Source organism: Novosphingobium sp. FW305-C-30-35 (genome assembly GCF_058783135.1).
Window position 1 is genome coordinate 2,650,983 of record NZ_JBYSYJ010000001.1, and the last position, 20,716, is coordinate 2,671,698.

Genomic DNA, 20,716 nt, shown 5'->3' on the forward strand with positions numbered 1-20,716 from the left:
TCAGCGCGCCGTGGCCCGGAGGATTTCCCCGGCAATGCTATCGAGTCCCAGCACCCGGTCAGCCGCACCGCGCGCGATTGCTTCCTTCGGCATTCCGAACACGACCGAGCTTGCCTCGTCCTGTGCGAAAGTGCGTGCACCCGCCTCCTTCATCTCGAGCAGTCCGCGCGCTCCGTCATCGCCCATGCCGGTCATGATCACGCCCACCGCATTCGAACCGGCGCACCGCGCGGCTGATCGGAACAGCACGTCGACGGACGGCTTGTGCCGGGAAACGAGCGGTCCATCGCGGACCGAGACGAGATAGCGCGCGCCCTGTCGCTCCAGCAGGGTATGCTTGCCACCGGGCGCGATGAGCACATGCCCGCGCATGACAGTGTCGCCCTGCTCGGCCTCTTTCACTGAAACTTCGCACAGGGAGTCGAGACGGCTGGCGAACGCGCGCGTAAAGCGCTCAGGCATGTGCTGGACCACGACGATGCCCGGTGAGTTCGCGGGCAGAGCTTCGAGGACCTCGCGCAGGGCTTCGGTCCCGCCTGTCGACGCGCCGATGCAGACCACCATTTCGGTGGTGCGGCTCATCGCGCGGCCGCTGGGCGGTGGCAGCACGGCATCTGCTGTCAGCTTCTGCTCCGGCCTCATGCGCGGCGGCACGGGCTTGCGCGCCGTAACGCGGGCCCGGGCAGCGCCCTTCACGACCTCGCAAATGGTTGCGCGGGCTTCACTGAGGTGGTCGGCCACGCCAAGCCGCGGTTTCAGGATCACATCGACGGCCCCGGCCTCGAGAGCCTGGAGCAGCGTTTCCGAACCCTGCTCTGTCAAGGACGAGCACATGACCACGGGCACCGGGCACTGGCTCATCAGCTTGCGCAGGAAAGTGATGCCGTCCATCCTTGGCATTTCGACATCCAGGGTTATCACGTCCGGCACTTCGGTCTGGATGATGCGGGCTGCCGCAAATGGATCGGCGGCAGTGCCGATGACTTCCAGTTCGGGGTCTTCCTCGAGGATCGCCTTCATGGTCTGGCGCACGCTTGCACTGTCGTCGACCACCAGAACGCGGGTACGTGCGGGGCGCTTGTTCATGATGACCTCCGAAATACCGTGCCGGCAACCTGAGTGAGGTCATGCTTGAAGCCGGTGATCGACTCCGAGTGGCCGAGGAAAAGATAGCCCCCGGGCAAAAGCTGCTCGCACAGACGTTGCACGACCTGCTCCTGCGTTTGCTTGTCGAAATAGATGAGGACGTTGCGGCAGAAGATGAGATGTACCGGCTGATCGAGTGCATAGGAGTCATCGATCAGGTTGAGCCTGCCGAACGCCACGCGACGCCGAATTTCGGGAGCAATGCGGATCTCTTGCCGTTGCGGGTCCTTGGATTCGAGAATGTAGCGTCGACGCAGTGGAGCGGGGACGGGCTCAACCTGTTCGCGAGGGTAGATCCCCTTCATCGCCGTTGCCAGAACCTCGGTATCGATGTCTGTGGCGATCAGCCGATAGTCGATGCCGCGGTTCTTCGATGTGAAGTCGTCCAGCAGCATGGCGATCGTATACGGTTCGGCGCCCGTCGAACATGCCGCGCTCCAGCAGCGGATCTGGCGACAGCCTTCTTCCGCATATAGCGGCAGGACCGTGCCCGTGAGGTAATCAAAGTGCCCGGGCTCGCGAAAGAAATCGGTCTTGTTGGTGGTGACCGCGTTGATCAGGTGCTCGAGTTCGTCAGGATCGACTTGCCCGCCGATCACCATGTCGCAATACCCGCCCAGCGTATCGATACCGAGCGCCTTGGCGCGTCGCCGCAGGCGGCCCTCCAGCATGGTCTGCTTGCTGGACTTGATGTTGATGCCGGTTTCAAGCTGGATCAGTTCGGCAAGCGCCTTGAACTGCCTTGCGGAAATGCGATCGCTATCGGCTGCCAGACCAAAGGAGAGGGGGCTGAGATCGTTCAAGTGCGCACCATTAATGGGATGACCCGCCCTGTCCTTCCATCCACAGTCGAGCGATCAAGAAGGAGGATGCAATGAGCATACGGAACAAGCCAAGAGATGCAGCCGTGTTCGGCATCGACATCGGCAAGACGGTCTTTCACGTCGTCGGCCTCGATGCTTCTCACGCACCGATCCAGAAAGCCACCTTCAGACGGGAGACGTTGCTGCAGTTCTTTGAGCGTGCGTCGCCGGTGTTGGTGGGGATGGAAGCGTGTCCCGGTTCGCAGTGGCTTGCGCGCAAACTTCAAGCGATGGGTCACATTGTGCGGATCGTGCCGGCACAGTTCGTGAAGCCGTTCGTGAAGTCGAACAAGAACGATATCATCGACGCCGAAGCCATCGCAGAAGCGGTAACCAGGCCGACGATGCGCTTCGTGGAGATCCGGTCGCCGGAACAGATTGACCTGCAGGCTCTGCACCGCGTCCGGGACAGGATGATCGCTCATCGCACGCGACTGATCAGTCAGATGCGCGCCTTTTGCCTGGAATACGGCATCGCAATCCACCAAGGTGCCGGCAAGTTCAAAGCCGACATGCCACGGGTGCTCGGGGATATGGACAATGAGCTCACGCCCGCCATGCGCCGAATGCTGACTGAGGTATTCGGGGAACTCGGCGATCTCGAACAGCGCATCGCCGCCATGAACCGCGAGATCGAAGCTATCGCAGCGCGCAGCGATACGGCCCGTCGCTTAATGACTGTACCCGGTGTCGGCCCACTGGGGGCCACCGCCTTGCTTGCATCGGCCGGCACGGGGCGTCAGTTCCGCAAAGCTCGCGATCTGGCGGCATGGCTTGGGCTCGTGCCACGGGAGTACTCTACTGGGGGCAAAACGAGGCTGCTCGGCATCAGCAAACGTGGCAACAAGTACCTCCGGCGCATGATCATCCACGGAGCTAGATCCTGCGTGACGCATCTCGACCGAAGCCGGGACCGCCTGGGGCCATGGCTTGATGGGCTGGAACGCCGAATGCATAAGAACAAGGTCACCGTCGCCTTGGCAGCCAAGATCGCCCGCATCTTGTGGGTCGTGCTGACGAAGCCCGGTGCCAGTTACGAGCGGAGGGATCCAGCCTTCGGCTGATCTGGACCGCTACAGACTGCGAGGTTCGTGAGCGTGATGACGAAACAGTTGACCTGCGTATCGTAAGCTCCGTCAAAAAAACGGGCTACCAGCCCGAAGCATTTATCCGAGAACGATACGCGCGGATCTCATCAAGGCCTGGCCGCAACAGCGGTCCACTCGCGAGAGGCCGGATACATTTGTGCAGACTGGCACCGTCACCACCGATCGACCCTTGCATGGACAGGGCGGGTCATACATTTCTTGAGGATTCTACGGGCGGTCTTCAATCAGGCCGCCCGGCCGAAGTCGCTGTCCTCATGGTCTGCCCCACCACTGGTCAGGTCGAGTGCGAAGCCGTTGAGCCGCTCCTTCTGATGGGCGACCGAGTTCGGCTTGGCGGGCCGAGCCTTGGTGGGAACCTGAGGCGCCGACTTCGGCTTCGGCTTGGCGTTGCGCTGTGTGCGCGGAGCCGCTTGTGCAAACGTGCGCTGCTCTTCCAGCTGGAAGAACGCGGTTGTCTGCTGCAGTTCCTCGGCCCGCGCCGCAAGAGAGTCCGACGTCGAGGAGATCTGTTCCGAAGCGCTGGCGTTCTGCTGGGTCACCTTGTCGAGCTGCTGGATCGCCTCGTTGATCTGCGAAGCTCCGATGTCCTGTTCGCGGCATGCGGCGCTGATTTCCGACACGAGTTCTGCCGTGCGGCGGATGTCCGGCACCAGCTTGCTGAGCATTTCGCCGGCTTCGCTCGCCGCCTTCACCGTCTCGGCCGACACCGAAACGATTTCGGCGGCAGCACTTTGGCTGCGCTCGGCCAGCTTGCGCACTTCCGACGCAACAACGGCAAAGCCCTTGCCATGCTCTCCTGCGCGCGCGGCTTCGACCGCGGCATTCAGGGCCAGGAGGTCGGTCTGGCGCGCGATCTCCTGAACAATGCCGATCTTGTCCGCGATCGTGCGCATGGCGATGACGGCCTTGTCGACTGCCGTTCCCGAAAGCTCTGCATCCTTTGAGGACTGGCGGGCAATCTTCTCGGTTTGCGCCGCATTGTCGGCGTTCTGTTTGATGTTCGCGGCCATCTGCTCCATCGAGGCCGAAGCCTCTTCTGCCGACGCGGCCTGTTCGGTCGCCCCTTGCGACAGCTGCTGCGAACTGGTTGCCATCTGTGAACTGCCTTCGGCCACCTCGTTGGCGGCAAGGCTCACGTTGCTGGCAAACGCACGCAGGTTGTCGACCAGCACATTGATCGAATCCCGCATCTTCTGGTGATCGCCCTGGCAATCGATCTCGACCCGCTCACCAAGATCGCCGGCGCTGAGCTTGCTCAGCACGCGATTGCCTTCTTCGATCGGCAGGATCGTCGCATCGAGCATACCGTTGATGCCACTGATCAGGCTGGCAAAATCCCCCACGAAGCGACGATCGTCGCCACGCTCGCCGAGGCGACCGGCCGTGGCAGCGCCGATCAGCATCTGGATCTCCGAGGTTATCGCGCGCAGGTTCTGGCGCAGGTTCTCGATGGTGTCGTTGATGAAGGCCTTCTTGCCCGGCAACTGTTCCATCGGGGCGTTGAAATCACCTTCGCCGAAGGCCTTGATGCATGCCATGGCCTTCTTTTTCACGGCAATGTGGCTGGCGACCATGTCGTTGATGCCGCGTGCCACGACACCGAAATCCCCGGGAAACCTGGCATGGTCGATGACAACGTCGATATCGCCGCGCTCATGCTCGCTCGCCATGTGGTTCATCTCGGCAATCAATCCGGTCAGACTGCGACGCAACGTCTCGATGGTGTCGTTGATGAAGGCATTCTTGCCCGGTAGCGGATCCAGCCTGGCATCGAAATTGCCGAGGCTGAACTCGTGGATGACCCCCATCGCCAGCTTCTTCACCGCAATGTGCGCGTTGACGAGATGGTTGATGTCAGCGGCCATCTCCGCGATTTCCAGTGGAAGATTGTCCGAGACGATGACCACGTCGATATCGCCCCGTTCATGCTCGGCAGTCATGTGCTTTATCGCGCTGCCAAGCTCGCGGACCGGAGCTTGCGACTGGTCGAGAAGGCCATTGATCGCGTCGATCAAAGCGCTGGTGCGGGCATTGCAGCCTGAAGCGTGTAGGCGAGCGCCCAGATCGCCGTTCGATATGGCATCCTGAACGCGGGCAATCTCCTGATGAACCTGGGCAGAAGAAGCTGCCGTGAATGGATTGATGGCCATGGTTGTTCCCGTCCTTCTTGTTCTGATCACCTCTGTGGCGGCAGCACGTTCCGTTCGCTGTCGCGGGTGTTTCAGGCGTTGACCAATTGACCTTCGCTGCCGATCCCGATGGCATCTTCGGTCGTGAAAATCCGGGCCGCGTCGACGATGACCACGAAGCCCGTGTCCCGGCGCACCACGCCGGTTATGTATTCGGAGTTCCAGCTGATCCCGATATCCGGGGCAGGTTCTATGTCTGCCTTCTCGAAACTGGTGACGCTCAACACCCGGTCGATGACGACGCCCAGCGTCAGCAGGCGGTCGGGCAAGCGCACATCGAGGATCAGGATGCGCGTGGCCAGTGTGGGGTCGACAGACGGCAGGCCGAGACGCCGGCGGAAGTCGACCGTGGGCACGCCCTGGCCGCGAAGATCCGTCAGGCCGATGAAATGCGCCGGGCCGTTCGGCAGGTATGAAGGTGGCGCATAATCGAGGATTTCGCGCACCAGAGCGACAGGTATGGCAAAAACCTCGTTGCCCAGGCCGAATTCCACGACCTGAAGTTCGCCCGCGCTGCTCATGCTGCGCGTCCGAAGTCTGCATCGTCGGCGTCTACGCCACCGTCAGTCAGATTGAGGGCAAAGCCGGCCAGTCGCTCCTTCTGTTCGGCGACGCTGTTGCGCTTTGCCGGCTTGGTGGCCACGCGCGGCGTCAGACCGGCCTTGCGCGGTGGGCTTGCCTGGCGGCGGCTTTGCGTACTTTGACGCGGCTCGGCATAGCTATTGCCGGTCCGGAAGAAGGAAATGGCGCTCTGCAATTCCTCGGCCTGCGATGCCAGTTCCTCGGACGTCGACGAAATCTGGTCCGACGCGCTGGCATTGATCTGCGTGACCTTGTCGAGCTGCTGGATGGCTTCGTTGATCTGCGACGCGCCGATGTCCTGCTCGCGGCAGGCTGCGCTGATCTCCGTCACGAGTTCGGCTGTGCGGCGAATGTCCGGAACCAGTCGCGCCAGCATTTCGCCCGCGTCGGTCGCCACCTTGACCGTCTCTGACGAAACCGAGACGATTTCGGCTGCCGCGCTCTGGCTGCGCTCGGCCAGCTTGCGCACTTCCGAGGCGACAACTGCAAAGCCCTTGCCGTGTTCGCCGGCGCGCGCGGCCTCGACCGCGGCGTTCAGGGCAAGCAGGTCGGTCTGCCGCGCGATTTCCTGGACGATGCTGATCTTCTCGGCGATCGTGCGCATGGCGTTGACCGCCTTCTCGACTGCCTGGCCCGAAACTTCCGCGTCCTTGGAAGACTGGCGGGCGATCTTCTCTGTCTGCGCCGCGTTGTCGGCGTTCTGTTTGATGTTCGCCGCCATCTGCTCCATCGACGCAGACGCTTCCTCGGCCGAGGCGGCCTGCTCCGTCGCGCCCTGGGAGACCTGCTCGGAGCTTGCTGCCAGCTGGCGGCTGCCAGCCGAGACATTGTCGACCGCAGCCGAGGTCGTGCCGACGACTGTCCGAAGCTTTTCGATCATCGTGATCAGCGCGTTGCCGAATTGGTCATCGTCCGAAAGCGCCCGGTATTCGACAGTGAGATCGCCATCGGCGATGCGGTCGGCCACGTTGGCGGTTTTTTTCAGGTTTGATACCAGGGAATTGATGGCGTCACGCATCCGCTGATGATCGCCGTGGCATTCGATATCGACGGTTTCCTGCAGGTTGCCGACGCTGATCAGCCGCAGAACGCGGTTGCCTTCCTCGATGGGCAGGATAATGGCATCAAGCATACCATTGATGCCGCTGATGAGGCGGGCGAAGTCTCCGACAAAGCGCGAGGCAATGCCACGCTCCGACAGGCGCCCTTCGGTCGCTGCCACGATCAGCCGCTGGATCTCTGCGGTGATCTCGCGCAGGTTCGTGCGCAAGGTTTCGATCGTGTCGTTGATGAAGGCTTTCTTGCCCGGGAACTGCTCGAGCGGGGCGTCGAAATTGCCCTCGCCGAACGCCTTCACGCAGGCCATGGCCTTCTTCTTCACCGCGATGTGGCCGGCGACCATTTCGTTGATGCCGCGCGCAACCAGTCCGAAATCGCCCTCGAACCTGGCATCGTCGATGGTCACGTCGATATCGCCGCGGTCGTGTTCGGCGGCCATGTGCTTCATCTCGGCGATCAGGCCCATCAGGTTGCCGCGCAGGGTTTCGATCGTGTCGTTGATGAAGGCCTTCTTGCCCGGGAACTGTTCGAGCGGTGCCTTGAAGTTGCCTTCGCCAAATTCCTTGACGCAGGCCATGGCCTTTTTCTTCACCGCGATGTGCCCGGCAACCATGTCATTGATGCCGCGCGCCACGATGCCGAAATCGCCCGGGAACTTCGCATGGTCGATGACCACGTCGATATCGCCGCGATCATGCTCGCTCGACATGTGGTTCATTTCCGAGATCAGCCCGACGAGATTGCCGCGCAGGGTCTCGATCGTATCGTTGATGAAGGCCTTCTTGCCGGGCAGCTGTTCCATCGGAGCCTCGAAATTGCCGAGGCTGAACTCGCGCACGCAGGCCATCGCCTGTTTCTTGACGTTGATGTGTGCTGCAACGAGCTCGTTGATTTGTGTCGCCATGATGCCAAGCTTGTCGGGCAGGGCGTTTGCGTCGATCACGACATCGATATCGCCGGCTGCATGTTCGTCGGTCATCCGGGCGATCTGCGTGGACAGGTCCTGAACCGGATTGGTCACGGCATCCAGCAGCCGATTGAACGCCGCCATGACGGCGCGCGTCGGGGCATTTCCGGTGGTTTCATCAAGCCGAAGCAGAAGATTACCCGTAGCAAGCGCCTGCTCGACCCGGCTTACCTCATCGAGAACCTGCTGTTCGGAAACTCTCGAAAAAACATTGCGCATCATGCGGCCTCCGCGAGGGACGTGAAGATTGTGGGCAAATCGGGAATGACGATGACCGACCCCGGCTGGCGCACCAGTTCGCGCGCGAATTCGCGCTTCCAGCGCATGCCCAGCACGGGCGGCTCGCTGCTGTGCGCCTTGTCGAGGATCGTCACTTCGTGGACCTTGTCCGAGCGCAGCCCGATCTGGAGCGGCTCTCCGTCGATCTCGGTCTCGATCACGACGATGCGGTGATCGGCACTGGCCTCCTCGCCGGGATTGCGCGGCATGCCGAAGGCCACGCGCAGATCGGCGATCGGGATGATCTTGCCGCGAAAGTTGACGACACTGGCCACCAGATCCGGTGCGCCCGGAACGGGCGTTTCGGGCAGCAGGTCGAGTATCTCGCGGATGCTGACGGCCTCGATCGCCAGGCATTCATCGCCTACGTCGAATGTCAGCACTTCCAGTTGGCCGTTGTCATCCCATGGCGTTGTGCTGGTCGTGGTCATGGCGTCACCCTGCGGCACGGAGCCGCTCCTCATGGCTCTGGCCCAGCGCAACGAGCTGGACGACATCGAGAATGAGCGCGACCCCACCATCACCGAGGATGGTCGCGCCAGAGAAACTGGGGATCGAACGGTGCAGGCTCGACATGGATTTGATCACGGTCTGGTGGCTGCCGATGATCTGATCGACGACAAGTCCGACCCGCTCGCCTCCGGTTGCGATCACCACGATCTTCTGGAAGGGGTCGGGCCGGGTGCCCGTCGCGAAAAGCTCGCGCAGGCGCAGGAAGGGCACCAGGCGTTCGCGCAACTGGATCATGCTCCTCCCGCGCGAACGGATGTCCTCCTCCAGGCTCAGCTCCAGGCACTCTTCGACCGCCGCCAGCGGGATTACGTAGTTGTTATCCCCGCCCCTCACGAGCAGCCCGTCGATGATCGCCAAAGTCAGCGGAATGCGCAGGGTTATGACCGAGCCCTTGCCGGGTTCGCTGGTCATGTCGATGTGTCCCCGCAGGCCTTCGATCGTGCGCTTGACCACGTCCATGCCGACGCCACGGCCTGACAGATTGGTGATCTGGGCGGCGGTGGAAAAGCCGGGCTGGAAGATCAGCTGCAGCAGCTCGCTGTCGCTCAGCACTTGGCCTGGCTGGACCAGGCCATTGGCCTCGGCCTTGGCGCGGACCCGCTCGCGGCTGATGCCGCGGCCATCGTCCTCGATGGTGATGAGCACTTCGCCACCGGCCTGCTGGGCCGAAAGCCGGATGCGACCGGTCGCGGCCTTGCCCGCGGCAAGCCGCTCTTCCTCGGTCTCAAGTCCATGATCGCAAGCGTTACGGATCAGGTGGACAATCGGATCGGCGAGCCTTTCGGAGACGGTCTTATCGATCTCGGTGCTTTCGCCATCGGTCACAAGCTCGATCGACTTGCCGGTCTCACGGGCCAGGTCGTGGACCAGGCGGCGGAACCGTCCGAACAACGCGGCAATCGGCACCATGCGCAAGACCATCATCGTGTCGCGCAGTTCGTTGGCAAGTCGTTCGACCTCCTCCGAGATCGAGCGCAGCGCGAGTTCGCCCGCAGGGCCGGAAATGCCATTGCCCGCAAGCTGGGCGAGGCGGCTCTGCACGATCACGAGTTCGCCCACCCGGTCCATCAAGAGATCGAGGCGTTCAGCCGGGACGCGCACACTTTCGCTGGGGCCGCGCGCGGCTTTCGCGCTGGCAGGTTCGGCGCTGGCGACTTCCGCGATGGCCAGCGCCGCATGCTCCGACGGCGCGGGCGAGACTGCCACAGCAGCAGTGTCTGGCGGACCGTCTTCAGCCAAGGCATAGGCTTCGTCGTTCGCGTCCGCGATCGGCGTGATGGACAGTTCCATGTCGTCGAGCACGAACAGGAAGACATCTTCGATGACATCGCGCGTCGCGCTGGCGTGCAGGTTCATCGACCAGCCCATCAGGCACTGCGTGGGATCAAGCTCATCAAGCGGGGGAACCGCGTCAAAGTCCGCGACCACATCGGTGGCACCCAGTTCCCGCAACTCGTCGAGCAGAAGGAGCGGGTTTGTTCCGGTGGCAAGTGCATTGGCGGGCAGGCGGAAGTTCAGGTGCCATCCCTGACCTGGCCCAGCGGTGATGGTGGTGGCCGTTGTCGTACCGTGACCGGCATCTTCGCTGCAGTCCACGGCTGCAGGGGCGCCTGCTCCGTCCAGCAGGGCCTGGAGCCTCGCAAGCAGATCGGCGCTTTCACTGTCCACGCCATCGCCGTTCGGCTGGTCGATTAGGGTGCGCATGTGGTCCTTGGCAGAAAGCGTCAGGGCTACCAACTCTGCCGAAGCGCGGGCCTGCCCCTTGCGGACCTTGTCGAAGGCTGTTTCGCAGTGATGGGTAAATGCGGCCAGAGCATCGAAGCCGAACATCGCGCCCGAGCCCTTGAGCGTGTGCATCCCGCGAAAGACGGTGTCGATGAGCTCCCGACTGGTCAGGTCGTGGCTGAGATCGAGCAAGGCCTGCTCGGTCGCTTCGAGTAGCTCGCCGGCTTCGATCCGGAAGGCTTCGATCGGGTCCTGCCCGGTCATTGCCCCAGCACCTTGCGGGTTACCTTCAGCAGATTTTCGGCAACGAACGGCTTGACCAGCCAGCCGGTCGCGCCTGCGGCCTTGGCTTGCTGCTTCATGCCCTCATCAGATTCCGTCGTGAGGAATATGATCGGCGTACCGGCCTGAAGCGGCAGCTTGCGGATTTCCCGGATCATCTCCAGACCATTCATGTTCGGCATGTTGAGATCGGTGATGATCATGTCGAACTTCGATGACCTGGCCTGTTCGAGCCCTTCCTTGCCATCGGCTGCCTCCGCGACCTGATGTCCGGCTCCCGACAGCGCAATCCGGATTGCCATCCGGACGCTCATGGAATCATCGACGGTGAGTATGGTGGTCATTGCTCGGTGGCTCCGGTCGCACAGAGATTTTCACAGATCGCAGAGATCGGCCCGGCAAGGCCCGCGCGCTCGATCAGGCCGGCAACGGCAGGATCGGCAGCGGGCACGATCGAGATGCTCTTGCTTTCCCGCTGGGCAAACTTGCGCGCCGCCGCGAGGATCTGAAGGAAGGTGAGGTCGGCTTCGACCACGCTCGAGCAATCGATCTCGATCGAGGAATGGATCTTCAGCTCGTCGAGGATCGCCTCGCGGATGTCCGGGGCGGTGTTCAGGTTTGCAATAGTGCCAATCGGGATAGTCATGTTCCCTCCGCCCGTTCCGGCCGACGACATGACTGATGGCTTGCGATCTGCTCTTTTTACGTTTTCCGCGATATAGTTGTTGTTACTAGGCAGAAGCTTCCGTTCAGGTAGCCATTGCCGCAGAAACTTCGTTAACCACGTGTGGTCATGATCGGTTCGCGACGGCACTTCTAAAATGCGGTTCAGTCGCTTGTCGGCCCCCGCCATGACATGGCTGCCGTCGCGTTCCAAAGCCTGCAGCACAGCTGGTTGTGAGCGTTCGGACGGGCAAAAAAGTTTTCACGACAACACTTGAGAACAGACTTTGATCCGGCCCGAAATACCGTGTTGCGGAGCGCTGCGATGAGTGTTTTACTTTGCCGCCGTGTGGTCCAATCATGCTGCTACACGGAATAAGGGTGGATGCATATGAGGCAAGTTTTTCAATACCTTGCGCTGTCAACTGCGACCCTGCTCCTCGCATCTTGCGGCGGTGGCGGCAGCTCTGACAAGACCGCAGCCGACTCAGCGGCAAAGCCTGCTGAAACAACCACTGCTGCGGCCCCTGCAGCAGCAACCAGCGCCGCTGCGCCGACAGCAGATTCGACAGACACGCTCGATGGCGCGACGCTCGCTTCGCTGACCGGCGATGCCGCGCATGGCAAGACCGTTTTTGCCCAGTGCCAGGCCTGTCACTCGCTCGAAGCGGGCAAGAACATGATCGGTCCGTCGCTCGCCGGTGTCGTAGGGCGCAAGGCGGGTTCAGAGGCGGGCTACAGCTATTCGGCCGCCAACAAGAACAGCGGCATCACCTGGTCTGCGGAAAAGCTGTTCCAGTATCTGGAAAAGCCCGCGCGCGTCGTGCCGGGTACCAAGATGTCATTTGCCGGCCTACCCAAGGCGCAGGACCGTGCCGACGTCATTGCCTATCTCAAGGCTCCGAACTGACCTCGGTCCCTTCGGGTCGCAAGAAGGGGTGCGGACCATCATGGTCCGCACCCCTTTAACGTAGCAGCAGTATCAGGCGGCAGCCGAACGCCGCGCCAATTCGCACTGCGACCAGATGTCGCTCAGCGCATGGATCAGCTTGTCCACGTCACCGTCGCTGTGCACCGGCGAGGGTGTGATGCGAAGGCGCTCGGTCCCGCGCGGCACGGTCGGGTAGTTGATCGGCTGGACGTAGATGCCGTGGTTGTCCATCAGCCAGTCGCTGATGCGCTTGCACTTGTGCGGGTCGTCCACCATCACCGGAATGATGTGGCTGGGGTTGGGCAGGTGCGGAATCCCGATCGCGTCGAGGCGGCGGCGGACGGTCGCCACACGCTCCTTGTGCCGGGCCCGCTCCATCTCGCTCGTCTTGAGATGACGGATGCTGGCAGCGGCACCGGCAGCAAGGGCAGGGGGCAGCGCAGTCGTGAAGATGAACCCGCTGGCGAAAGTGCGGATGAAGTCGCACAGCGCTTCTGACGCCGCGATATATCCGCCCATCACGCCGAACGCCTTGCCCAGCGTCCCCTCGATCACGGTGATCCGGTCCATCAGGCCTTCGCGCTCTGCGACACCACCGCCGCGCGGGCCATAGAGCCCCACCGCGTGAACTTCGTCGATGTAACTCATCGCGCCGTGCTTCTCGCAGACGTCGAGGATCTCGGCGATCGGACCGATGTCGCCGTCCATCGAATAGACGCTTTCGAACGCGACCAGCTTGGGCACATCCGGCCCGTATTCCGAAAGCAGCTCATCGAGATGCGCCACATCGTTATGGCGCCACACCCGGCAGATCGCGCGCGAATGGCGGATGCCTTCGATCATCGAGGCATGGTTGAGCGCGTCCGAGAACACCACGCAGCCGGGGATCTTCGCCGCCAGCGTGCCAAGACCCGCCCAGTTCGAGACATAGCCCGAGGTGAAGAGCAGCGCCGCTTCCTTCCCGTGGAGATCGGCCAGTTCCTGTTCCAGCAGCACGTGATGGTGGTTCGTGCCCGAGATGTTCCGCGTACCGCCAGCGCCCGCGCCGCATTCGTCGAGCGTGTTGTGCATGGCTTCAAGAACTGCGGGGTGCTGCCCCATGCCAAGGTAGTCGTTCGAGCACCACACCGTGACCTGCTCGGTCCGGTCATCGACATAGCGCGTGGCGTGCGGGAAATTGCCGCACTTGCGCTCGATCTCCGTAAAGATCCGATAGCGCCCTTCACCCCGGACCGCGTCCAGTTCCCCCTTGAAGTAGCCCTCGTAGTCCATGGTCGTCGGTCCTCTTCGTGAATTCTTCTTTGCGGTCAGTTGGCAGGGCGGCGGCTGGGCAAGGCCCAACCCCACAGCGCCCCGTCGCGGATCGGCAGGGCCAGAAACAGGTGTTCGAGTGCGCCAAGGGCGGCCAGCGCGAAGAGCAGGCTCGCGCCCGATGCACTGGCGCTGCCCTCCGGCGCATTGATCGCGATCAAACCGAGCCACACCGCAAGAGCGGAAGTCCCTGCAATCGCGACAAAAAGTTCCGCTCCCAAGCGCCGCGGCCCGAAATAGGTCTTGAGGTAGGCGAGGTGCGGCGGAAAGATCTCGGTGCTCATGTTCGGCACGCCGAAGAAGATCACCAGCTTGGTCGAAAGCCGCATCGCCAGCAGCAGCGTGAACGTCATCGCGCCGATCTGGTTTGCCGCGTTCCAGCTCAATGAGATCAACCCGATGGCGCTCAGCGCCAGCGCGATCTCGTGCCAGGCCACCGCACTCACGGCGTGGAAGAACCGCTCCAGCCCGCGCGCTTCGGCGGGGCAAGCCTCGCGCCTCGGACCGGTCACCGCTCCCGTCAGGAAGCTGATCTCGTGCCACGACCAGAGCAGGATCGCTCCGGCAAACGCGGCATAGACCCCGATCAGCGTCGGCTTGTTCATCGACCAGGCCACCACTGCCAGCCCGCCGACGCCCGCGATTCCCGCCAGCTTCAGGCTGCGCGGGAAAGTGCGGCGCTCGCGGTTGTCCGCCCAAGCGATCAGGCCGGTCGCAAGGAACCAGACCACGATCGTGGCGATCACCGGCAGGACGTGGCCGGTCCAGCTTACCACGCGGGCTGCATCCGCACCGTGGCAGGCAGTTCGTTGCGGCGAGGGCGCAACAGGTACATCCGCGCGAAGTTCGTGCCGGCCCCCAAAGCACCCGAAGCCCGCATCAGCACGCCCGAAAGCCCGCCGCGCTTCTTGCCCTCTTCGATCTTCCGGCTCGCCACCAGCAGCCGCTTCATCGCCCGGCGGAAGCGAGGATCATCTGTGTCGAGTTCGACCGGGAACACCTGACGGCTGATTGCGGTGCAGATCTCGAACACGTGGTAGTCATAGGTCTCGGGATCGAGGCCCAGCGCCTTGTGGAACACCGGCCGCGCATGATCACGCACGTACATCGTCGAATAGACCGCGAGCAGGAAGAACCGCACCCACAGCTTGTTCATGCCCGTCAGCAGCTTCGGGTCGGCGCGCAGCAGCAGGGCAAAGGCCTCGCCATGACGGAACTCGTCGTTGCACCAGCTCTCGAACCAGTTGAAGATCGGATGGAAGCGCAGTTCGGGGTGCGCGGCCAGCTGGCGATAGATTGCGATGTAGCGCGCATAGCCGATCTTCTCGGACAGGTAGACCGAATAGAAGATAAACTTTGGCTTGAAATAATGGTATTTCTTGGCCTTCGTCAGGAAGCCGAGGTCAATGCCGATCCCGGCATCCTTCAGCGATTCATTGATGAACCCGGCATGGCGGCTTTCATCGCGTGCCAGCAGCTTGAACAGCAGCTTCATGTCGGGGTTCTTCGTCCGCCGCGCCATTTCGGCATAGAGGATGCAGCCCGAAAACTCCGAGGTCAGCGAGCTTACCAGGAAGTCGATGAACTCGGCCCGCAGCTCCGGTTCCAGCCCCTCGATCACCCCGGCAAAGCTTTCCTGGCGCTTGAAGTGCTTCTTGTTGGGATCGCTGACCATCTCGGCCATCAGCTCGTCCCATTCCTGGCGCACCAGCGAGACGTCGATGGAATCGAGCGCGGCAAAGTCGGTGGTGTAGAAGCGCGGGCTCAGCACTGTTTCATGCTGCACCATCTTGTGCACGTCGGGCTTGGGCGCACGTTCGGGCGCTGCCACAGGACGTTCGAGTGTGATCGCGTTCATCTCAGGCTCCCAGGATTGAAGCTGACCTCGTAAAGCTCGGTCAGGCCAAGGTAGGCGATAAGCCGCATCCACCCCCGCAGCAGGGGGCCTGCGCGGACGACGGTTGCCGTCCGCTCGAAAACGGCACTTTCGCCGAAGGCCACGCGGATCGGTTCGCCATGAACGCGAACCTTGTCGCCGGGCTCGACAGACAGATTGCCCGCCAGCTCGACATGCGCGTGGAAATGCGCCTCGCTTTGCTCCACCGCTATGCGACAGGGCACTTCGAAGGCGCGGGCGCGGATCATGCCTGATTGCCCTTTGCTTTGGCTCCACTGAGGAACTTGGCAAAGGCGGCCCGGTTGGTCGCGCCGAACGAGCCAAGCTCGATCGAACGCCCCGTCGCCGGGTCGCGCAGCGAGAGCGATCCGTTCTCCCACTGCGTCAGTTCGAAGGGTGCCGCTGGGCCGATCCCCTTCATCTTCCTTTCGCGAGCCATGCCGCGCATCACGCCGCGCACGAACCCGCCGCCATCGTTCTCGCCGATCATCGCGGCGAGTGTCGACCCTGTATCGGCATCCTTGACCACGACGGCTCCATCCGCCCGGTCCTCGAATGCCAGATGCCGCACCTCCAGCGCCGCCACGTTATCCCGCGCGCGTGCCACGGCCGGCACGGCCTCCCGCTCGAGCACGCCGACGCGCACCAGCGCGGTCAGCGCCAGCGTCGTCGCCACCAGCGCCCCTGCCAGGATCAGCGCCGGGCGGGGGACGGTGTTCTCGTGGTCATGGACTAAGCTGCCATGGTGGGGGCTCATGCCGCCGCTCCCTGCAGGCCGTGGTCACGCACCGGCACAGCTTTGGACCGCACCGCTGCTGCTTCGTTCGGCACTACTGCCGAGCAGGCCTTGGCGAGAACCTTGGCGACAGCTTCCGCGTCGGGGAGGGCGCGCAACATCGGGCTGGGCTGGCCAAGCCGCCACGGCCGCGCGTGCGGCCACAGCATGGCGAAGCCAAGCCGGTGCCGTCCGGTCAGTGTCAGCGCAATGTCACCATGCCCGCTGCCCTGCGGCCGCAGATCCGCCGAGCCGATCATCGCCAGCGGCAGGTTCACGCACTTGTTCAGCGCCACGCCGATGCGCAGAACGACGCGCCGGTTGGTGATCGTGTAGACCGTCGTCTTCGCCACGGCGATCGCGAACACTGCCAGTAAGCCTTGCGTGATTGCCCCGCCGACCACAGCCGCGCCCGCGCCAAACAGCTTGCCGCTGGCGAGGCCGAAAAGGGCCAGCACTGCGAAATAGCCGCTGACCCAGCGGGTGTGCAGAGCGCTGCGGGCAAAGGTTCGCCAATCGGGCGAGCCCTGCCACAGGATACTCTCGCCGGCGGGCAGATCGCCCGGCAGCCCGCGGATCGGCTCGTGGTCGTACTCGCTCATATCAGCGGTTCCAGCCGGTTTTCGTTGGCATAGAGGTAGCCGGTGCCGAAGTAGGCCACGGTGCGCTCTTCCTCATAGCGGGTGATCTCGCCCGGATTGGCGGGGAAGGGGGCGCCGGCAAAGTCGGCCGCGTTGATCGCGTCGATGATCACCGCGTTCTTCTTCACAACTGCCATCGGCATCGGAGCGAGGACCGTCTTGCCGCCCGTATCCACCGCCAGATAGCGCACCATGTGCTCGGCCCGGTCGACCCACATGTCGGTGACGACGCCAGCCTTGAGGCCATCTGCGCCATAGACGGGAAGCCCACGCGGATCGGTGCTGGCCGTGGCAACGCTGATTTCCGGCACAAGGCCCATCGGCACAATGCGCGGATTGCCGTGGGCATCGATATCGGGCCACTTGGCACGGTCGGCATAGGAGCCGGGGCCGACGCCCGCGGCAAACACGTCACCCACCGGGCTCAGCGGTGCGCCACCGAAGTTCTCGCGACGCTTGGCGTTCACTTCGAACGGATCGCGCTCGCCGGTGGGCACGGATTTCGTGCCCTTGCCGAATGGCAGGATGAAGGTCTTGGGCGCGGCGGCCGAAAACGGCCCGCCTTCGCTGAGCAGGCGCCCGGTCAGCGCATCCTCCAGCGGATAGCCTTCGCGCCGGTCTTCGCGCCGGAGCCAGAAGACAAGAGCGATGAAGAACCCGATGAAGGTTATCATCGCGATCTGAGCGGCATCGATCGTGCCGACGATATTGCCGTAGTTCATGTGCGTGTCCTCTTCGCGTTCCCTGTGCCCCTGCTGCTCATGTGGGGAATTCCGTCAGTCCAAAGCTTCGTCCCTCCCGCCGGATAGCCGCCGGGGTCTGGCCCACGAGCGGGCCCAGCACGACGAGCGTGGCCAGCAGCAGGCAGATCTCGATGATGTAGATCGTGGCATATCCCGTGGCGCGATTGGCCAGCGTCAGGCCCAGCTCGTCCGAGACGGCAAGGCTTGAGACCATATCGCGCAGCACCCCGCCCATGGCGATGGCAAGCCCGGCAAACGTCGTCTGCACCGCGCCCCAGGCACCCAGGGCAAGGCCCGATGTCTTGTCGGTTGCCAGCGTCATCGCCGTGGTCAGCGTGCCGACAAGGAACAGGCCGGCACCCGTACCGATCGCTGTCGCACCGGCCAGCAGGGCGACGGGGCTGGCGAGCGGCGCGGCAAAGATCACCAGCATGAACGCGGCAACCCCGATCACCGCGCCGAATCCGGAAATCCGCAGCGCATCCATCCCGCGCGAGAGCCACCGGGCCGAAAGCGTGAATCCGGCCAGCGCGCCCAAGGCCCAGCCACCGGTCAGGAACGTGGTCGCGCCCACCGACAGCCCAAGGATTTCTCCGCCATAAGGCTCGAGCAGCGCATCCTGCATCGAGAACGCCGTGGCCCCAAGCCCGACCGCGACCAGCAGCCGCATCGTGATCGGCTCGGCCACGAAGCTCTGCCAAACGTCTGTAAAGGCGGGGCGCGGCGTCTGAGCCGAAGCGATTGTCGCACTGCGTGCCTCCTGCTTCCACAGCGCAATGACGTTGAGGAAGAAGGTCAGGATCGCCGAACCCTGGATCACCTGCACCAGACGGGTCGGCGTGAAGTGCGCCAGCAGTCCGCCGATAACCAGCGCTGCGATCATCATGCCCGCCAGCAGCGCCAGATAGAGCAGGGCGACCGCACGCGGGCGGCGCTCGTCATCGACAAGGTCGCCGGTCAGGGCAAGGCCAGCCGTCTGCGTCGTGTGCATGCCGAAGCCTGCCAGAAGGAACGCCAACGCGCTCGCCGCAGTGCCAATTGCGAAAAGCTCGGGCCGCGCCATCAGCAGCAGCGCGAACGGCATGATCGCAAGACCGCCGAACTGCATCAGTGTGCCGAACCAGATGAATGGCACCCGTCGCCAGCCCAGAACCGAACGATGCACGTCCGATTTGTGCCCGATCAGCGCGCGGAATGGCGCGGCGAGCAGCGGAATGGCGATCATCAGCGAGACCAGCCATGCCGGAATGCCCAGTTCCACGATCATTACGCGGTTGAGCGTACCGTTGAGCAGCACGGTCATCATGCCCACGCTCACCTGGAACAGTGAAAGACGCAGCAGGCGTGACAGCGGGATCTCGGCGCTGGCCGCATCGGCGAAGGGCAGCCAGGTGAGCGCCACCTTGCTCCATTTCGCAGAAAGGGCCTGCCGCTGCGCCATCAGATCTTCACCAGCTCCATCGCATGGCTCTTGTAGAACCCGCTCGAAATCCGGCCGGAGCGGCGGACCTCCCACCCTTCGAACTGGCTGAGCGCTGCACGCAGCTGGCTTTCGGCAATAGGCACGATTGCGGGCGAACGATCAGAGCGCGGGAAGACCTTGCCCACGGTATGCATCGCGCCGAGCAGCGGGGTGTAGGGCGCGAAAGTGAACAGGATCGAGCCTGTGCAACGGCTGGTCAGCGCCGACAGCGCCCAGACCATGTCCGGCAACGTGTAGTGGATCAGCGAGTCCATCGCCACGACATGATCAAAGCTGCCCAAGGCCGGATCGAGCATGTCGCCCACGCGCCACTGGATGCGCCCATGGCCAAGATAGGAAGGCGCGCGCTCGGCCGCGATGTCGACCAGCCCCTGCGCCACGTCTATCGCCGTCACCACGGCACCGCGACAGGCCGCTTCCACGCTGAGGCTGCCAGTTCCGCAACCTGCATCCAGCACGTCGCGCCGCCGCAGATCCTCGGGTAGCCAGCCGAGCAGTTGCGCCCGCATCGCATCGCGCCCCGCCCGCACGGTTGCGCGAATGCCGCTGACCTTCGCGGTCGAGGTCAGGTCGATCCACGCCTTCTGCGCCGTGCCGTCGAAGTATGCGGCCAGCTTTTCGCGCTGGCTGTCATAGCGGTTGGGAGCAAATTGCGTGGCCATCATTCGAACCCCAGGAAGTCGAAGATATCGCGGTCCTTCATCGGGTTGGCTACAACCGGGTCGACGCCATCCCACAGCATTTGTGCAAGCCGCAGGTATTCCTGCTGCGCAGCAATCACTTCCGGCGAAGGCTCCATCTCGAACAGCGTGCACTTCTTCAGGCGGCTGCGGCGGATAGCGTCGACGTCGCGGAAGTGCGCCAGGCGCTTCATCCCGATCGCTTCGCTGAAGCGGTCGATCTCGTCGGTCGCGGCAGAACGGTTGGCGATCACGCCGGCAAGCCGCACGTTGTAGTTCTTCGCCTTCGCGCCGATTGCTGCAACGATCCGGTTCATCGCGAAGATTGAATCAAAGTCGTTCGCGGCCACCACCAGAGCGCGTTCGGCATGCTGCAGCGGTGCAGCAAAACCGCCGCACACCACATCACCCAGCACGTCGAAGATCACCACGTCGGTATCTTCCAGCAGGTGGTGCTGCTTGAGCAGCTTCACCGTCTGCCCCACGACATAGCCGCCGCAACCGGTGCCTGCCGGCGGTCCTCCGGCCTCCACGCACATCACCCCGTTGTAACCTTCGAACATGTAGTCCTCGGGCCGCAGCTCCTCCGCATGGAACTCGACGCTTTCGAGCACGTCGATCACCGTCGGCATCAGCTTCTTGGTCAGCGTGAAGGTGGAATCGTGCTTGGGGTCGCAACCGATCTGCAGCACGCGATGGCCAAGCTTCGAGAACGCCGCCGAGAGGTTCGACGAAGTCGTCGATTTGCCGATCCCGCCCTTGCCATAGACGGCAAAGACCTTCGCGCCCTTGATCTCGTCGCGCGGGTCCAATGAGACCTGCATCGATCCTTCGCCGTCCGGCTGGCTGAAGCGCGCCCTTGGGTCGAGCAGGTTCAT

Annotated in this window: 21 protein-coding genes; 2 read left to right on the forward strand and 19 right to left on the reverse strand. The window is 63.2% G+C overall.

Annotated features, from left to right (window positions below; translation table 11 throughout):
- Both AC3WLM_RS13165 and AC3WLM_RS13170 read right to left on the reverse strand, forming a co-directional pair.
- Positions 1-1,086, reverse strand: coding sequence for a protein-glutamate methylesterase/protein-glutamine glutaminase (locus AC3WLM_RS13165; RefSeq protein WP_062343153.1), 1,086 nt, complete (start codon positions 1,084-1,086; stop codon positions 1-3).
- Positions 1,083-1,949, reverse strand: a complete 867-nt coding sequence (locus AC3WLM_RS13170; protein WP_156451922.1) for a CheR family methyltransferase — start codon at positions 1,947-1,949, stop codon at positions 1,083-1,085. Before AC3WLM_RS13170 ends, AC3WLM_RS13165 begins: the two co-directional genes overlap by 4 nt.
- 71 nt (positions 1,950-2,020) lie before the next feature.
- Here AC3WLM_RS13170 and AC3WLM_RS13175 point away from each other — a divergent pair, with 71 nt between their 5' ends.
- Positions 2,021-3,073: an IS110 family RNA-guided transposase gene (locus tag AC3WLM_RS13175; protein WP_039338337.1), complete on the forward strand. Its 1,053-nt coding sequence runs from the start codon at positions 2,021-2,023 to the stop codon at positions 3,071-3,073.
- A gap of 269 nt (positions 3,074-3,342) precedes the next feature.
- On the opposite strand, the gene AC3WLM_RS13180 is transcribed toward AC3WLM_RS13175, so the two are convergent.
- The 7 genes from AC3WLM_RS13180 to AC3WLM_RS13210 form a co-directional block, all read right to left on the reverse strand.
- Positions 3,343-5,268 (reverse strand): methyl-accepting chemotaxis protein, encoded by a 1,926-nt coding sequence (locus AC3WLM_RS13180; protein WP_492477581.1) that lies wholly within the window; start codon positions 5,266-5,268, stop codon positions 3,343-3,345.
- A 71-nt stretch (positions 5,269-5,339) separates the two neighbouring features.
- Positions 5,340-5,828 carry a chemotaxis protein CheW gene (locus AC3WLM_RS13185; RefSeq protein WP_492477582.1) on the reverse strand — a complete coding sequence of 163 codons (489 nt, stop codon included), beginning with the start codon at positions 5,826-5,828 and terminating at the stop codon, positions 5,340-5,342.
- Positions 5,825-8,137 carry a methyl-accepting chemotaxis protein gene (locus AC3WLM_RS13190; RefSeq protein WP_492477583.1) on the reverse strand — a complete coding sequence of 771 codons (2,313 nt, stop codon included), beginning with the start codon at positions 8,135-8,137 and terminating at the stop codon, positions 5,825-5,827. The genes AC3WLM_RS13185 and AC3WLM_RS13190 overlap by 4 nt, the downstream gene beginning before the upstream one ends.
- Positions 8,134-8,625: a chemotaxis protein CheW gene (locus AC3WLM_RS13195; RefSeq protein WP_039336674.1), complete on the reverse strand. Its 492-nt coding sequence runs from the start codon at positions 8,623-8,625 to the stop codon at positions 8,134-8,136. The genes AC3WLM_RS13190 and AC3WLM_RS13195 overlap by 4 nt, the downstream gene beginning before the upstream one ends.
- 4 nt (positions 8,626-8,629) lie before the next feature.
- Positions 8,630-10,696: a chemotaxis protein CheA gene (locus tag AC3WLM_RS13200; RefSeq protein WP_492477584.1), complete on the reverse strand. Its 2,067-nt coding sequence runs from the start codon at positions 10,694-10,696 to the stop codon at positions 8,630-8,632.
- Positions 10,693-11,058, reverse strand: coding sequence for a response regulator (locus tag AC3WLM_RS13205; RefSeq protein WP_039336573.1), 366 nt, complete (start codon positions 11,056-11,058; stop codon positions 10,693-10,695). Before AC3WLM_RS13205 ends, AC3WLM_RS13200 begins: the two co-directional genes overlap by 4 nt.
- On the reverse strand, positions 11,055-11,603 hold the full coding sequence (locus tag AC3WLM_RS13210) for an STAS domain-containing protein (RefSeq protein WP_492477585.1): 549 nt from the start codon (positions 11,601-11,603) through the stop codon (positions 11,055-11,057). Before AC3WLM_RS13210 ends, AC3WLM_RS13205 begins: the two co-directional genes overlap by 4 nt.
- 165 nt (positions 11,604-11,768) lie before the next feature.
- Here AC3WLM_RS13210 and AC3WLM_RS13215 point away from each other — a divergent pair, with 165 nt between their 5' ends.
- Positions 11,769-12,287, forward strand: coding sequence for a c-type cytochrome (locus tag AC3WLM_RS13215; RefSeq protein WP_039336577.1), 519 nt, complete (start codon positions 11,769-11,771; stop codon positions 12,285-12,287).
- A gap of 72 nt (positions 12,288-12,359) precedes the next feature.
- On the opposite strand, the gene hemA is transcribed toward AC3WLM_RS13215, so the two are convergent.
- Genes hemA through bchL form a run of 10 tightly spaced genes read right to left on the reverse strand, consistent with a single transcriptional unit; the run spans position 12,360 to position 20,716 of the window.
- Positions 12,360-13,580, reverse strand: a complete 1,221-nt coding sequence (gene hemA, locus AC3WLM_RS13220; protein ID WP_492477586.1) for a 5-aminolevulinate synthase — start codon at positions 13,578-13,580, stop codon at positions 12,360-12,362.
- Positions 13,581-13,615: 35 nt separating this feature from the next.
- A complete protein-coding gene (gene puhE, locus AC3WLM_RS13225; protein ID WP_492477587.1) occupies positions 13,616-14,395 on the reverse strand; it encodes a putative photosynthetic complex assembly protein PuhE in 780 nt (259 codons plus the stop codon).
- A complete protein-coding gene (gene acsF, locus AC3WLM_RS13230; RefSeq protein WP_492477588.1) occupies positions 14,389-15,477 on the reverse strand; it encodes a magnesium-protoporphyrin IX monomethyl ester (oxidative) cyclase in 1,089 nt (362 codons plus the stop codon). Before acsF ends, puhE begins: the two co-directional genes overlap by 7 nt.
- A complete protein-coding gene (locus tag AC3WLM_RS13235) occupies positions 15,474-15,764 on the reverse strand; it encodes a hypothetical protein (RefSeq protein ID WP_062343170.1) in 291 nt (96 codons plus the stop codon). The genes acsF and AC3WLM_RS13235 overlap by 4 nt, the downstream gene beginning before the upstream one ends.
- A complete protein-coding gene (puhC, locus tag AC3WLM_RS13240; RefSeq protein ID WP_492477589.1) occupies positions 15,761-16,273 on the reverse strand; it encodes a photosynthetic complex assembly protein PuhC in 513 nt (170 codons plus the stop codon). The genes AC3WLM_RS13235 and puhC overlap by 4 nt, the downstream gene beginning before the upstream one ends.
- Positions 16,270-16,893: a photosynthetic complex putative assembly protein PuhB gene (gene puhB, locus AC3WLM_RS13245; protein WP_062343174.1), complete on the reverse strand. Its 624-nt coding sequence runs from the start codon at positions 16,891-16,893 to the stop codon at positions 16,270-16,272. Before puhB ends, puhC begins: the two co-directional genes overlap by 4 nt.
- Entirely contained in the window at positions 16,890-17,654 is a 765-nt protein-coding gene (gene puhA, locus AC3WLM_RS13250; RefSeq protein ID WP_492477590.1) for a photosynthetic reaction center subunit H, read from the reverse strand. Before puhA ends, puhB begins: the two co-directional genes overlap by 4 nt.
- 37 nt (positions 17,655-17,691) lie before the next feature.
- Entirely contained in the window at positions 17,692-19,116 is a 1,425-nt protein-coding gene (locus AC3WLM_RS13255) for a BCD family MFS transporter (RefSeq protein WP_492477591.1), read from the reverse strand.
- Positions 19,116-19,820 carry a magnesium protoporphyrin IX methyltransferase gene (gene bchM / locus AC3WLM_RS13260; RefSeq protein WP_492477592.1) on the reverse strand — a complete coding sequence of 235 codons (705 nt, stop codon included), beginning with the start codon at positions 19,818-19,820 and terminating at the stop codon, positions 19,116-19,118. The genes AC3WLM_RS13255 and bchM overlap by 1 nt, the downstream gene beginning before the upstream one ends.
- Positions 19,820-20,716 carry a ferredoxin:protochlorophyllide reductase (ATP-dependent) iron-sulfur ATP-binding protein gene (bchL, locus tag AC3WLM_RS13265; protein WP_039336591.1) on the reverse strand — a complete coding sequence of 299 codons (897 nt, stop codon included), beginning with the start codon at positions 20,714-20,716 and terminating at the stop codon, positions 19,820-19,822. The genes bchM and bchL overlap by 1 nt, the downstream gene beginning before the upstream one ends.